The organism is Stenotrophomonas sp. STEN030 (assembly GCF_056759995.1).
In genome coordinates, this window is record NZ_JBRREB010000016.1 from 23,960 (window position 1) to 38,827 (window position 14,868).

Annotated in this window: 10 protein-coding genes; 2 read left to right on the top strand and 8 right to left on the bottom strand. The window is 65.0% G+C overall.

Going from position 1 to position 14,868, the window contains the following annotated elements:
- Positions 1-8: 8 nt before the first annotated feature.
- From yoaA to mrcB, 3 genes are all read right to left on the bottom strand, one after another.
- Positions 9-2,105 (bottom strand): DNA repair helicase YoaA, encoded by a 2,097-nt coding sequence (yoaA, locus tag ACVOLR_RS07480; protein WP_481535881.1) that lies wholly within the window; start codon positions 2,103-2,105, stop codon positions 9-11.
- A 152-nt stretch (positions 2,106-2,257) separates the two neighbouring features.
- Complete coding sequence (locus tag ACVOLR_RS07485) at positions 2,258-2,791, bottom strand: hypothetical protein (protein WP_481535882.1); 534 nt, start codon at positions 2,789-2,791, stop codon at positions 2,258-2,260.
- 8 nt (positions 2,792-2,799) lie between these two features.
- Positions 2,800-5,226: a penicillin-binding protein 1B gene (gene mrcB, locus ACVOLR_RS07490; RefSeq protein WP_481516247.1), complete on the bottom strand. Its 2,427-nt coding sequence runs from the start codon at positions 5,224-5,226 to the stop codon at positions 2,800-2,802.
- Positions 5,227-5,322: 96 nt separating this feature from the next.
- Here mrcB and ACVOLR_RS07495 point away from each other — a divergent pair, with 96 nt between their 5' ends.
- Positions 5,323-7,425, top strand: coding sequence for a glycosyltransferase (locus tag ACVOLR_RS07495; protein ID WP_481535883.1), 2,103 nt, complete (start codon positions 5,323-5,325; stop codon positions 7,423-7,425).
- A 108-nt stretch (positions 7,426-7,533) separates the two neighbouring features.
- Here the strand turns inward: ACVOLR_RS07495 and glyA are convergent, their stop codons facing one another.
- The 4 genes from glyA to ACVOLR_RS07515 are packed head-to-tail and all read right to left on the bottom strand — an operon-like array spanning position 7,534 to position 11,591.
- Positions 7,534-8,799 carry a serine hydroxymethyltransferase gene (gene glyA / locus ACVOLR_RS07500; protein WP_481535884.1) on the bottom strand — a complete coding sequence of 422 codons (1,266 nt, stop codon included), beginning with the start codon at positions 8,797-8,799 and terminating at the stop codon, positions 7,534-7,536.
- 47 nt (positions 8,800-8,846) lie between these two features.
- Positions 8,847-9,542, bottom strand: a complete 696-nt coding sequence (locus ACVOLR_RS07505) for a glutamine amidotransferase (protein ID WP_481535885.1) — start codon at positions 9,540-9,542, stop codon at positions 8,847-8,849.
- Entirely contained in the window at positions 9,539-10,354 is an 816-nt protein-coding gene (locus tag ACVOLR_RS07510) for a YggS family pyridoxal phosphate-dependent enzyme (RefSeq protein ID WP_481535886.1), read from the bottom strand. Before ACVOLR_RS07510 ends, ACVOLR_RS07505 begins: the two co-directional genes overlap by 4 nt.
- Positions 10,347-11,591 (bottom strand): benzoate/H(+) symporter BenE family transporter, encoded by a 1,245-nt coding sequence (locus ACVOLR_RS07515; protein ID WP_481535887.1) that lies wholly within the window; start codon positions 11,589-11,591, stop codon positions 10,347-10,349. Before ACVOLR_RS07515 ends, ACVOLR_RS07510 begins: the two co-directional genes overlap by 8 nt.
- Positions 11,592-11,695: 104 nt before the next feature.
- On the opposite strand from ACVOLR_RS07515, the gene pdxR reads away from it, so the two are divergent.
- Positions 11,696-13,183, top strand: a complete 1,488-nt coding sequence (gene pdxR / locus ACVOLR_RS07520; protein WP_481535888.1) for a MocR-like pyridoxine biosynthesis transcription factor PdxR — start codon at positions 11,696-11,698, stop codon at positions 13,181-13,183.
- A 131-nt stretch (positions 13,184-13,314) separates the two neighbouring features.
- Here the strand turns inward: pdxR and ACVOLR_RS07525 are convergent, their stop codons facing one another.
- Positions 13,315-14,862, bottom strand: coding sequence for a hypothetical protein (locus tag ACVOLR_RS07525; RefSeq protein ID WP_481535889.1), 1,548 nt, complete (start codon positions 14,860-14,862; stop codon positions 13,315-13,317).
- Between the last annotated feature and the right edge of the window lie 6 nt (positions 14,863-14,868).

Here is a 14,868-nt window from a genome sequence, read left to right on the forward strand (position 1 = left end):
GCATCACATCAGGAAAGGGAAAACGGCGGCGCTTCAGAACCAGCGTCGGCCAAGGGCGTCGCGCTGGCGGAATCCGCCTCCGGCGCCCATTGTCGCGCAAAGAAGGCCTGCACATCGGCCAGCGCGCGGGTGCGGCGGAATGGCGGCAGAGAATCCAGGAAGACCCGGCCGTAACCGCGCGACAGCAGGCGCGGATCACACAGCACCAGCACGCCGCGGTCGGTCTCGCTGCGAATCAGCCGGCCCACGCCCTGCTTGAGCGCGATCACCGCCTGCGGCAGCTGCTCATCGCGGAACGGATTGCCGCCCTGGCGGCGGATCGCATCCAGCCGGGCTTCGAACACCGGATCATCGGGAGCGGCGAACGGCAGCTTGTCGATCACCACCACGCTCAGTGCATCGCCGACCACATCCACGCCTTCACGGAAGCTGGCCGCGCCCAACAGCACGCCATTGCCCGACTCACGAAAACGCTGCAGCAGGCTGGCGCGTGGCGCCTCGCCCTGCACGAACAGCGGCCACGGGCCATCACGCAGCGCATCGGCGGCCTCACGCAGCGCACGGTGCGAGGCGAACAACAGGAACGCCCTGCCCTGCGATGCCTCGAGCACTGGTCGCAAGGTTGCAATCAAGGCCGCGCCATAGCCGCGCGCAGCGGGATCGGGCAGTTGCTGCGGCAGATAGCACAGCGCCTGCTGCTGCCAATCGAAGGGACTGGGCTGGACCAGGGTATCCGGGTCATCCAGACCCAAACGCTTGGACAGATGTTCGAAGCCACCATCGACGGTCAAAGTGGCCGAGGTGAATACCCAGGCCGCCATCGAGCGCAGGCGGTGCTCGCGCAACGGTCCGGATACGTCCATCGGTGTGCGTTGGCAGCGGAAACCGCGCGGCGTCAGCTCGTACCACAGCACATCATTGCCATCATCGACGGGGAACAGCGAATCGCTGGCAGCCGGCATGGCACCATCTTCCGCCGAGACCACAACCTCATCGATATCCCACTCGTCGACCGCGCCACGGTCACCGTCGTCCAACCAGCGCGACAGCCGCGACACGCCTTCCAGCGCACGTGCGTGACAGGCATCCAGTCCGGGCGAGGCTTCGCGCACAACGCTCAATGCATCGCGCAGCTGCGCCATCGCCGCAGCGACCGCATCAAAGCCTTCGGCCACCGCCGGCACCGCCAGGGCGCGCCAGCGGGTGCCACGTTGCGGCAGCTTTTCCATCGCCTCGCGCAGTTCGCGCAAGGCCAGTTCAAGCGTCGCCACCGGTTGCTGCAGGGTGGCCTGCGCGCCAGCAACGCTGCGGCATTCGGCCATGCAGTCGCGCGCCAGCTCCTGCCACGGACGCATGCCAAAGCCTTCGCCAAAGAAGTTGGCCGCGAGCTCAGGCAGCTGGTGCGCCTCATCGATGACGAAGGCCTGCGCGCCGGGCAGGATTTCGCCAAAACCTTCCTGTTTCAGTGCCAGATCAGCCAGCAGAAGATGATGATTGACCACCACCAGATCGGCTTCCTGCGCCCGCTGCCGCGCCTGCACCACGAAACAATCGCCCCAGAACGGGCAATCGGTTCCCAGGCAGTTGTCCACAGTCGAGGTGACCATCGGCAGCAACGGCGAATCATCGGCCAAGCCATCCAGCTCGGCCATGTCGCCGTACTGGGTGCGGCCGGACCAGGTGAGGATGCGTTGAAACTGCGCCACCTGCTCGGTCGAAGTAAAACGTGGCTCGCCGCGCGCCTGATCCAAGCGATAGCGGCACAGATAATTCGCCCGCCCCTTCAACAAGGCAGCGCGATGACCAACGCCCAATGCGGCACGCACGCGTGGCAGATCGCGGTGGTAGAGCTGGTCCTGCAACGCGCGGGTACCGGTGGAGACAATGGTCTTCAAACCAGACAGCAGCGCCGGCACCAGATAGGCGTAGGTCTTGCCGGTGCCGGTACCGGCCTCGGCCAGCAACACGTCGCGCTGCTGGAAGGTCTCGGCGATGGCGCCAGTCAGGCGCAGCTGCGCGGGACGCGGCACGAAGGCATCGAGCTGACGCGCAAGCGCGCCACCTTCACTGAGTGCTTCGCAGCTGGCGGTGACTAGAGAGGACATGGCTCAAGCGTTGGGAATGGTGCGTCGAGAACGGGCAATGGAGATAAACCGCGATTGGAACGCTGACCGCGTCATGGCAATGACGGAGTACCACTTCGCCCGGTGATCAGGCGCTTCCATCCGCTATTCCCGACTCCCGGTTCCCGACATGCTCAAAAGCGCTTGATCCCAGGCACAGTGCAGCCTTCGATCTGCGCATGCGCGGAGACGGCATTCTCTTTCTCGGCGCGGGCCAGACGCGATTGTTCGATGGTGGCCCAGTGGCGACGACACAGCGGACCAGTGCGCGAACCCAGATCCACGGCTTTTTTGGCCAAGGTCTCGGCACGCGGCCAGTCAGCCTGCAGCAGCGCGATTTCGGCGCGTTCCTGCAGGATGCCCGGGTCATCGGTCACCTGCAGCAGGGCTTCGTTCAAGGCTTCGGCTGCACCGGCCAGGTCACCGGCCTTGCGCATGGCGATGGCGGTCTGGCGCAGGTCGTCCACCTGCGCATCGCGCAGTGGCTGCACTGACAGCTCGGTGTCATCGACGCCGGCGATGGCATCCACCGCAGCCAAACGCTGTGCCGGCGTGGTGTTGTCCACCACCGCCGGCTTTGCTGCCGGTGGTGCGCTGATGCAGCCTGCAAGAGACAGAGAAGCTGCAGTAGCAAGCAGCGCGTAGCGGATCAAAGACTTGGTATTCATGGGCAGGATTATCGCGCAGGCGTCTGTGCAGCGGGGGCCGCAGCCGGTTCAGGTTCCTTGCGGTCCAGGCCCAACCAACCACGCCAGCCACCGCCGGACTGCTCCTGCGCACCCTCGGCACCCTCTTCCAGCGGCACTTCGGCGGGCACCGCACAAGGCACGTATTGCGGCGCATAGCCAACCACGAACGGGAAGCGGCGCGCGCCCGGGCAGGATTCGTCGGTGGCATTGCTGCCTGCCGCTTCCACGTACTGCCAGTCCAAGCCCTTGTTGTTCACGTGCAGAGCCTTGCTGGGCAGGTTGCGGAATATCCCCGACCACACCCGCATCGCACCGGAAGCACCAAACAAACCGGTCTGCTCGTTCTGGTCGTTGCCCATCCAGATCACCGCCAGATGATCGCCGGTATAACCGGCGTACCAGCTGTCGCGGCCGTCGTTGGAGGTACCGGTCTTGCCGGCGGCCTGCAGCCGCGACAGTCCATCGGCGTTCAAGCCGGAGGCCGTACCGCTGGAGACCACTTGTTGCAGGCCGACGCTGATCAGGTTGGCGGCGATCGAGTCGCCTTCCTGGGCCGGTGCAGGGCTCTTGTCATAGCGCTTGAGTAGCTTGCCCTGTGCATCGACCACGCCACGCACCGCATGCAGCGGCTGGATTTCACCACCGGAGGCAAGGAACTGGTACAGCTGGGTCATGCCGTACGGACTCTGGTCGGTGGAACCGAGAATCACCGCCGGATTGGACTCGGCCTTGAGCCCGGCCAAGACATTCATCAGCTGGGTCAGCCGTTCCGGACCGACCTGCATGCCAACCCGCACCGTGGCCTGGTTGTAGGAGCGCGCCAGGGCATCGATCAAGCGCACCGTGCCGTGGCTGCGGTTGTCGGCATTGCCCGGCGTCCAGTTGCGGCCGCGGCTGAGCTTGACGGTCACCGGTGAATCGTCGACCCAGCTGGCCAGCGAGTAGCGATCCGGCTGCGCCAATGCCAGCAGGTAAACGAAAGGCTTGAGCAGCGAACCAACCTGCCGCTGCGCGTCGATGGCGCGGTTGAAACCGGGTTCGGACACATCACGGCTGCCGACCACGGCCAGCACATCACCGTTGTGCACGTCAGTCACCACCAGACCGGTCTGCAGCTCCGGGCGACGCTTGTTTTCCAGCGCCTTGATGGTATGCGCCACCGCGCCCTCGGCATAGGCCTGGGCCGACGGCGACATGCCAGTGAAGACATTCAAGCCGGCGCCTTGCAGCACGTTTTCCGGGTAGTCGTTACCCAGCTGGCGACGCACCAGATCCACATAGGCCGGGAAGCGGTTGGCGGCGGCGATACCTGCCGTCTTGGACACGCCCAGTGGCGCCTTGAGCGCACGCTGATACTCGGCGTCGTCGATCAGTTTGTTTTCGTGCAGCTTGCCCAGCACGAAGTTGCGGCGGTCCAGCGCATTCTCGGGATTGCGCCGTGGGTCGTAGAACGACGGGCCCTTGACCAGGCCGATCAGCAAGGCGATCTGCTCGCTGCTCAGCGAGTTGAGGTCGCGGCCAAACCAGAACTCGGCACCGGACGACACCCCATGGATGGCCTGCTTGCCGCGCTGACCCAGATAGACCTGGTTGAGGTAGGCCTCAAGGATGGTGGATTTGTCGTAGCGCGCTTCCATGATCAGCGCGTACAGCACCTCGTTGAATTTACGGGTGATCGTCTGTTCCTTGCCAATGCCAAGCAGGCCGCTGCGGGCCAGCTGCTGGGTCAAGGTGCTGGCGCCCTGCTTGGTCTCACCGCCGGTACGAATGGTTACCCAGACGGCGCGCGCGATACCGCTCAGATCGATACCGTGATGACGGGCAAAGTCCTTGTCTTCCACTGCCTGCAGGCCGGTGACCAGCAGCTCGGGAACTTCACCCACCCGTACCAGCCGGCGTTCTTCCTGCTTCTGCCCGTACAAGGTAGCGATACGTGCCGGGTCCAGGCGCGCGGCCTTCAGCGCCTTGCGGCTGCCTGCATCGCGCACTGAGGCCACCTGCCCGCCGGAGACGACGACATCCACCTTTTTGGCCGCGACATTACCGTCCACATCGACGTAGCCACGGCTGGAAATGGTGAAGCTGCCGCCCTGCGCCTTGTAGGTGCCGGGACTGTTGCCGGTGCCGTCATCGCGGTAGCCAGAGGCCGCCAACTCTGTTTTCAGCGTATTGGCGTTCATCGCCGTGCCCGGGCTGAGCACCAGCGGCCGTGCATAGACGCGGGTCGGGATCTGCCAACGCAGTTCACCAAAACGCTGGCTGACCTGACTGTTCAGGTACAGCGTATAGGGGATCATGAAGCCCAGCCCCAATGCGGCTGCGGCCAGTCCCCAGGTGATCAAGCGGCTCCGCCACACAGGGCTGTTGCCGTCGGTATCGTCGTCGAACTGGTCGGAATCGTGGCGTCGTGGCACAGGGATGCGAGAATGTGGTTTGTAATGAGTCTAACGCAGCCGCATCCCTGGGGGCGTTGACTGTCAGTCCCCTGCTTAAGCTGGAGTTCCAAAGGAATGTCGATTTCGCTGGCCGATGCGCGTTACGCCGTCAATCGCATCATCGGCCTGGTCCGTCGGGGCCTGGCCAGCCTGCGCACCCGCGGCTGGCGAGCAACCCTGCACCGGGTTGGCGTGCATACCCGCCGCCAACCACCCGCTCAGCGTGAACCGCTGTACTTCCCTGCCAGCGCCCCGTTTGCGCCGTTCAGTGTGCCCAGCAGCGAGCGCCCAACGGCCAGCATCGTCATTCCGGTTTACAACCATTGCGCACATACGCTGGCCTGCCTGCGCGCTCTGGCCGAGCATCCGCCCGCCGCCAGCTGCGAGATCCTGGTGATCGACGACGGCAGCAGCGACAGCACCCGCGCCTGGATGCAGCAGATCGAAGGGCTGCGCTACCACCTGCGGGCGCACAACGGTGGCTTCATTGCCGCCTGCAACGACGGCCTGCGACTCAGTCGCGGCGACTATGTGGTACTGCTGAACAACGACACCATTCCCCAGCCCGGCTGGCTGGATGCGCTGCTGGAGACCTTCGCCCGCGTGCCGGACGCCGGCCTGGTCGGGGCCCAGCTGCTGTATCCGGATGGTCGCCTGCAGGAATCCGGCGGCGTGGTCTTTGCCGATGGCAGTTGCTGGAGCTACGGCCGCTTTGAATCGGCCGAAGATCCCCGCTACAGCGCACTGCGCGATGCCGACTATTGTTCCGGCGCAGTGCTGGCCATACCGCGACTATTGTTTGAAGAACTGGGCGGATTGGACAGCGTGTATGCACCGGCCTACTACGAAGACACCGATCTGGCCTTCAAGGTACGCGCCGCTGGACGCCGCGTACTGGTGCAGCCTGCCAGCCGCGTCGTTCACGACGAAGGCACCAGCAATGGCACCGACACCAGCACCGGGGTCAAGGCCTACCAGGTGCGCAATCAAGCGGTGTTTGCCAAGGTCTGGCAGGACGCGCTTGCCGCGCAGCCGGCAGTCGGCAGCGTACCGTCGCCAGCGCTGTTGCATCGCCAGCAGCGGCAGATCCTGATCATCGATGAGTGCCTGCCACAGCCCGACCGCGACTCGGCCTCGTTGCGTCAGTTCAACCTGATCCGCATGCTGCTGGCTGAAGGTGCGCATGTGGTATTCCTGCCCACCCGTGGCGAGCCCGCCAGCCCGGCCACTGCAGCATTGCAGGCAATGGGCGTGGAAGTCTGGCATGCGCCCTTCCTCGACCGCGTCGGCAGCTGGCTGCGCGACAACGGCAAACGTTTCGCGGTAGTCATGCTGGTCCGCTACCACGTTGCCAACGAATGCCTGCCCTTGCTGAAGCAGTTCGCGCCGCAGGCGCGTACCGTTTTCGACACCGTCGATCTGCACTACCTGCGCGAACGCCGCGGTGCCGAGCTGGCCCGCGACCATCGCCTGCTGCGCAGCGCCGAACGCACCCGCGCCAGCGAGCTGGCAGTGATGGCCGCCACCGATGTGACCCTGCTGGTCAGTGCTGCCGAGAAAGAACAACTGGCAACCGACGCACCGCAGGTGCGTGTGGAGTTGATCTCCAACCTGCATGAGGTCGCCGGCGCTGGCGAAGGCTGGGCACAGCGGCATGACCTGGTCTTTGTCGGCGGCTTCCGCCATCCTCCGAATCTGGATGCGATGACCTGGTTCATTGGCGAAGTCTTCCCGCTGATCCACGCGCAGCGTCCGGAGATCCGCTTCCATTGTATCGGCGCCGACGTGCCAGACAGCATCCATGCCCTGGCCGCCGCCAGCCCCGGCGTGCAGGTACATGGTTATGTGCCGGATGTAGTGCCGTTCATGACCGGCATGCGCGTTGCGGTGGCACCGTTGCGCTTCGGTGCGGGGGTCAAGGGCAAGGTCAACCTGAGCATGGCCCACGGCCAGCCGGTTGTTGCCACCACCTGCGGCGTGGAAGGCATGCACCTGCATGATGGCCAGGACGTACTGGTGGCTGATGGCAGCCAGGCATTTGCCGCTGCGATACTGCATCTGTATGACGATGCCGCGCTATGGCAGCGCCTGTCGGACAACGGCCTGGCCAATATCGCCAGGCACTTCTCCATGGATGCTGCGCGTCTCGCCGTGCAGCGGGTGTTCCTCAATCCGTAGCGCGCGTTGCACGATGATCTGCGCCAGACGCCAGCGCGCGCAAAAACTGCGCGCGCTGATCATCCAGTTCATCCGCTCAACACTCGCCGACGTGTGCAGCAACCGGCTTCAGCCATACACCGGATAGCGCCTACACAGCGCCGACACCTGCTCACGCACCTCTTCGGCAACCTTATCAAGCCTGCCCGCTTCCAAGCCGTCGAGCACATCGGCAAGCAGGCCGGCCAACTGCTCGCATTCGGCGATGCCAAAGCCGCGCGTGGTTACCGCAGGTGTGCCGATGCGCACGCCTGAGGTCACGAATGGCGGACGCGGGTCGTTGGGTACCGAGTTCTTGTTGGTGGTGATCCAGGCACGGGCCAGCGCGGCATCCGCGTCCTTGCCGGTGAACGGCTTGCTGGACAGGTCGATCAGCATCAGGTGGTTGTCGGTGCCGCCGGAGACGATCTGGCAACCACGCTGCTGCAACATCGCCGCCATCGCCCGTGCATTGTCGATCACCTGCCGCTGGTAGGTCTTGAACTCCGGCTGCAGCGCCTCCTTGAAGGCAATCGCCTTGGCCGCGATCACATGCATCAGCGGCCCGCCCTGGATGCCCGGAAATACAGCTGAATCCAGCCGCTTGTAGAAATCGGCATCCTGTCCCTTGCTCAGAATGATGCCGCCACGCGGCCCGCGCAGGGTCTTGTGGGTGGTACTGGTCACCACATGCGCGTGCGGCAACGGGTCCGGATACTCGCCGGCCGCCACCAGTCCGGCCACGTGTGCCATATCCACCCAGAACAGTGCCCCGACCTTGTCGGCGATCGCACGCATACGTGCCCAATCCTTGTGCCGTGAGTATGCCGAGAAGCCACCGATCAGCAACTTCGGCCTGCTCTGCATAGCGATGCGCTCCATCTCGTCGTAGTCGATCAGGCCGCTGCGCGGATCAAGCCCGTACGGCACGATCCGGTAGTGACGACCCGAAAAATTGGACGGGTTGCCGTGGGTCAGATGTCCGCCCTGCGCCAGGTTCATGCCCATCACCGTGTCACCCGGATTGGCCAGCGCGAGAAACACCGCCGCATTGGCCTGTGCCCCGGCATGCGGCTGCACATTGGCGTAGTCGCAGTTGAACAGCTGCTTGACCCGTGCCAGCGCCAGCCGCTCGGCCACATCCACGTTCTCACAGCCGCTGTAGTAGCGCTTGCCGGGGTAGCCCTCGGCGTACTTGTTGGTGAACACCGAATCCTGGATGGCCATCACCAGCGGGCTGGCATAGTTCTCAGAGGCGATCAGTTCGACGTGATCATGCTGGCGCTGCTGTTCGGCTTGCAGTGCCGACGCCAGCTCGGGGTCGAAGTCGGCCAGATCGTTGGATGTGTCATACATGGCGATTGCTCCTGTGCTTGAGTTGTTCGGTGTAATGCTCGACTCCGCTACCGGCTCGGCAGCGCATCCAGCCAAGCGCCAAATACCGCCCGCGCTGCCAATGGCAAGCTCGATGCTGCGGCCTCGGCCTGCCTGCGCAATACGCAAGGATCGATACCGGCGTGGGCAAGCTCACAGGCATGTCCGACCAGCCACTGTTCGATCTGTTGCGGCTGCGCCTCCAGATGGCACTGCAGCGCGAACACATGCTCACCGACGCTGAATGCCTGATTCGCGCACAACGTGGTCCCGGCCAGAAGCGTCGCGCCCCGAGGAATCCCGAAGCGGTCGCCGTGCCAATGCAGCACCGGCACCTGTTCCAACGCAGCCAGCGCTGAAGCCCTGCCCTGCGCGGTCAGCGTCAACGGCGCGAAGCCGATTTCTTTCAAACCCATGCTGGCAACATTCGCGCCCAGCGCGCGTGCGATCAGTTGCGCACCGAGGCATATGCCCAACAGCGGCAACCTGCGCTGCAGTTGCCGCTGGATCAACGCCAGCTCATCAAGCAGAAATGGATACTCGCGCTCGTCGAATGCAGCTATCGGCCCGCCGAGCACGACCAGCAGGTCGGGTTCCTCCTGGATGTGCAGATCATCGCTGGCTGCCTCCAGATAGCGCACGCTGTAGCCGCGCTCGTGCAACAGCGACTGCAAGCTGCCGAGGTCCTCAAAATGCAGATGACGTATGGCAAGGGCCGTTTTCATTGCTCTGTTTCCGCAGCCACGTCATTGTTTGGCCAGTAGTAGCTGTCTGGAAGCGGCCGCGCACCGAATATCGCCTGACCTACGCGCACCACGGTGGCACCTTCTTCTATCGCGATCTCGAAATCGCCCGACATGCCCATCGACAATTCATTCAACGAATCACCAACAGTTGTGTCCTGCCGCAACCGATCGCGCAGTTCGCGCAGCTGCACGAAGCAGCGGCGCACACGCGCGGCCTCGGCCGAGAACACCGCCAGCGTCATCAGGCCACGCACGCGCAACGCCGGATAGGCACCCAGCGCCTGCAGATACGCGGCCACCGCGTCGGGCGCCAGCCCGTACTTGCTGGCCTCGCCCGAGGTATTGACCTGCACATAGACATCCAGCGAACGGCCTTCAACCTGCAGTCGACGCTCAAGTGCTTCGGCCAGACGCAGGCTGTCCAGCGCCTGGAACTCGCTGGCGAAGCGCGCCACGAGTTTTGCCTTGTTGGTCTGCAGATGGCCGATGATCGACCATTGCAGGTCGCTCAGGTCCTGCATGGCCTGCCATTTGCCTGCAGCCTCCTGCACCTTGTTTTCGCCCAGCACGCGGCAGCCGGCGGCATGGGCCAGGCGCAGACTGGCTTCGGGTTTGGTTTTGCTGACCGGCAGCAGACGCACCTGCGCAGGATCGCGGCCAACGCGCACGCAGGCCGCATCCATTCGCGCCCGCACCGCGGCCAGGTTGTGGCGGAAATCATCCACCGTCGCCGCCTGTGGATAGCGCCCATGTTGCGCGTGCCGGGTCTGGGTTGATGACGAATCAGCCATTGGCCTGCTCCTGTTTGTTGGCATTGGCGTGGGCTGGCTGGCCTCGCGGCGACCAGCGCCCATGCAGCAAGGCATGCGCCAGCAAACCGATCAGCAGACCCCAGAACGCGCCACCGATGCCGAGCAAGGTGATGTTGGCGGCTGCCGCCAGGAAAGTGATCAGCGCCGCTTCGCGCGTGCGCGGCTCGGCCAGCGCCGTCGCCAGGCTGCCGCCTATCGTGCCCAGCAGTGCCAGCCCGGCCAGGGTGGCAATGAAGGTCGCAGGCAGTGCCATGAACACCGCGGCCAAGGTCACCCCGAATACCCCAACCAGGATGTAGCACAGGCCCGCAGCAACCCCGGCAATCCAACGCCGCGAAGGGTCTTCATGCGCTTCGCGGCCGGTCGCGATTGCAGCGGTTATCGCAGCGATATTGAAAGCATGCGAACCGAACGGCGCCATCAGCAGGGAGCCGAGTCCAGTGACCGCCACGATTGGATTGGCACTGGTCTTGAAGCCGTCGTTGCGCAGTACCAGCATGCCAGGCATGTATTGGCCGGTCAGGGTGATCAGGAACAACGGCAGCGCCACGCTGAGCAGCGCATTGAACGAGAACACGGGCGTGGTCAGAACCGGCTTGGCCAGCTGCAGCGACACCGCTGACAGATCCAGCCGACCCTGCACCCACAGGAACGCAAGCCCCAACAACAGGATGCCGACAATGGCATAGCGCGCACTGAAGCGCTTCAGCAGCAGGTAGGCCACGATCAACAGACCTACGAGTAGCGGATCAACCGCAAGCCCGGCAAACGCACGCGTGCCGAACTGCAACAGGATGCCGGCCAGCAGACCGGCGGCCACCCCGGCAGGAATCAGCCGGATCAGCCGATCGAACCAGCCCGACAGGCCAAGCACCACGAAGGCAGCGGCTGAAATCAGGTAAGCACCGATCGCTTCGTTGTACGGCGTTGTCGCCAGCGCCGTTACCAGAAAGGCTGCGGCAGGCGTGGACCACGCGGTGATGATCGGCGCACGACTCAGCCAGCTCAGCAGCAGCCCGCTGACCCCAACGCCAATCGACAGCGACCACACCCAGGACGCGGTCAGCTCGGGGCTGAGCCCGGCCACCTTGGCCGCCTGGAATACCAGGATGAAGGTGCCACCGTAGTTGACGATGACCGAGACCAGCCCGGCAACGATGGGATGGATCAGGTCAGCCGGGCGCGTGGCCCGGAAGGAAGCAGCGGCAGACGGCATGGCGAAGTTCGGGCTCCTGGTGGACGCCGGCGCGGCGGGTCCGTTTTTATAGGCCTAGAATGGCCTGATTGATCCCGCCACTTTCTGCACATAGGCCAGACCAATTGTTCAGGCACGCACAACTTGAATCGGTGAAGGCCTGGGTCGTCGACCCGGCACAGCGGAGCCTGCCACTGCATGTCCGCATCCAGCGCGCGGTACGCCAGCTGATCCTCGACGGCGCCCTGGATGCGAGCAGATCGTTGCCGGCTTCGCGCGCCCTTGCTGCCTCGCTGGGCGTATCGCGCGACACGGTGGAAGCGGCTTATGGCCAGTTGCATGCCGAGGGTTTCATTGAACGCCGGGTTGGCAGCGGCAGCTTCGTCGCAGAGGGTGCGCGCCGCCTGGGTGGGCGCGGCACCGCACACCGCAGCAGCTCCATGCAACAACCATTGCGGCTGAGCCAGCGCGGCGCTGCCATGTACCGCAATGGCGGGGTGCGTGAGTTCCTTGCGCCGCGCGCATTCGTTCCCGGCGTGCCGGAAACCCGCAACTTCCCCTTGGCGATCTGGGAGCGACTACAACGCCAGGTGCTGAAGGAATGGGGCAGCGCTGCCCTGTTGCATAGCCCGCCACAAGGCATGGCGCCGCTGCGCAAGGCAATCGCCGACTACGTCAACCTGGAACGCGGCGCCCACGCCAGCCCGGAGCGGGTGCTGGTGGTGACCAGCTCACAGCAGGCATTGACCCTGTGTGCCAGCGTGCTGCTCGATCCCGGCGAGCAGATCTTCATCGAGGACCCCGCCTATCACGGTGCGCGCAAGGCGTTTGATGCTGCCGGGCTGGACTGCGCGCCCATACCCGTGGATGCCGATGGCATGCGTGTGGACCTGCTGCGCGACGCGCGGCAGCGCGCGCGGGCGGTGTTCCTGACACCCTCGCACCAGTTCCCCAGCGGCGCGACGCTGGCGCTGGAACGACGCCTGCAGATCATCGAATGGGCCAGGCAACAGCAGGCCTGGATCATCGAAGACGACTACGACAGCGAGTTCCATTACGCAGGCAGACCAATGGCCTGCGTGCAGGGATTGGATGCGCACCAGCGCAGCATCTACATCGGTACCTTCACCAAGTCGCTATTCCCTGGCCTGCGCATCGGCTTCATGGTGTTGCCGACCGAGCTGGTTGCGCCGATGACCATCGCGCGCACCTTGCTGGATGGGCATAGCGCACCGATCCCACAGCTGACGCTGGCTCGTTTCATGGAAGGCGGGCATTTCGGCGCGCACGTGCGCGCCATGCGCGCGATCTATTGCGAACGCCGTGATGTGCTGGCGAAGCTGGTGCGCAGGTATCTAAAGGACTTCGTGGAGCCGCGTGTGCCCGATGGCGGCATGCAGATGCCCTGCGTTTTCATCCGCGACATTCCCGAACAGCAGGCAGTCGATGCCGCGCGCCGTGCTGGTATCGACCTGCTTGGGCTGAGTGGTCTGCATGCGTCAGACGAGACGGCGACCGCAGGCTTCCTGATGGGATTCGCCGCGCATACGCCCGGCGAGCTTGAAGTCGCGGTCAAGAAGCTTGCGCAGGTGTTGCGTGCAGTTGCCCGCTGAGGGCCTGAATCTGGATCATCGAGCGCAATTATGTAGAACGCAGCCATGCTGCGCTGGGGCTGTAGCGGGAAAGCCTCAGCCGAGCATGGCTCGGCTCTACCTGGTTCATACCATCACAGCGCCCGCAAAGATCAGCGCAGGGCGTTGCGGACGCGTTCGTTGAAACTGGCGATCTCCGGCGTCGCCGGATCGATTTCACGCGCCTGCAGCAGCGCCTGTTGGGCAAAGGCGGTGTCGCCGCCTCCCAAGCGCTCGCTGCCAACCGCGATCCAGCGCTGCGCCAAGCGACGTCGCGCCGGTGCCAATGCCGGATCGGTCGGGGCAAGCGCCTGCCAGGCATCCAGGCAGGTACGCGCTGCACGCAGGCGATTGCCGCGCAGATTGTCATCCAGGCAGGTACGCGCGGCTGGAAGTATCCTTGCCGCCGCGCGTTTGACGCGCGGGTCCTGTGGCGCCAGCGCCTGTGCAGCCTTGAAGCGGTCGTAGGCGCTGCTGCCTGGCGGCAACAGCCATTGCTGGCGGGCCTCGGCTTCCTCGAGTTGTTTGAGCAGCGCCTTCAAGCGGCGCTCGCGCTCGCTCGCGCTGACCGGCACCTCCATTGATTGCCTGGCCTGTCGGGTGCGCTGCAATACCTGCTCGGCGGCGCCCAGTTCGGCGCTGTCAGGCGCCAACTGACGCGCATGCTGCAGGGCGCGCTCGGCCGGCTCAAACTGGAAATCGGCCGCCAAACGCAGTGCTTCCTGCACCTGTGCATGGGCGATGCGCTGTAGACCCTGACGTGCGGCTGGATCCTCACCCGCCGCCAGCACCTGTTGGAATGCATCGGCTGCACGCTGCAGGCGACCACGCGCCAGATCACGCTCGCCCTGCTGGCGTCGTTGCTCCAACGCGGCATTCATCACTGCCTTGACCGCCGGCAGATTGGCGTGGCCGGCGTCATAGCGCTCCACCCGCTGCAGCAAGGCCGCCGCTGCGGCCAGATCACCGCGATCGGCCGCCCGCGTGGCCTGGGTCAGCAGGTCAGACAGCACTTCATCACGTCCTTCCAGCGCCTGCATCTTGTCCGGCTGCAGCGCCAGCACGCGCTGGTACAGCGGCAGGGCGGCGTCCGCCGCATCGTCCAAGCGGCCCTGCGCCTGCGCGGCCTCGGCCCGCTGCAACAGCTGCTCGATCCCGTCATGCCCGCGTACCGCGTGCTGCAGTTTGGCCGCGAGCAGATCAATCTCAGCAGAAGGTGCCTGCAGCTGCCGCGCCAACGCCAAGCTGCTCGCGGCAGCTTCGCGGTCGCCCGCCACCAACTCCCTGCGCGCCTGCGCAAGCGCCGCCTGTGCGGTCTGCACCAACGCGTTCTGCACATCGCTGCGGTCCGGGTCCAGCGCCGCGGCAGCTTCGAACAACTCGCGCGCACCGCGGCCATCGGCAGCACTCAAACGCCCCTCGCGCAGCGCCTGGCGACCGTCATCGAGCAGCTGCTGGATCTTGGTTTCCGGCCACAGCCAATCGGCCAGCGGTTGCCGGAACAACGCCAATATCAGTGCCAAGGCGGCTACGCCGATGGCTATCGAACGCCAGGCGCGCGGGCTGTTCCAGCCACGCGCCACCCACCAGCGCCCGTACAGCCGCAGCTTGTCGCCGAATGTCTCCAATCCCTGTTGGCCGCGCTGACGCCAGTTCTCCATGCGCCA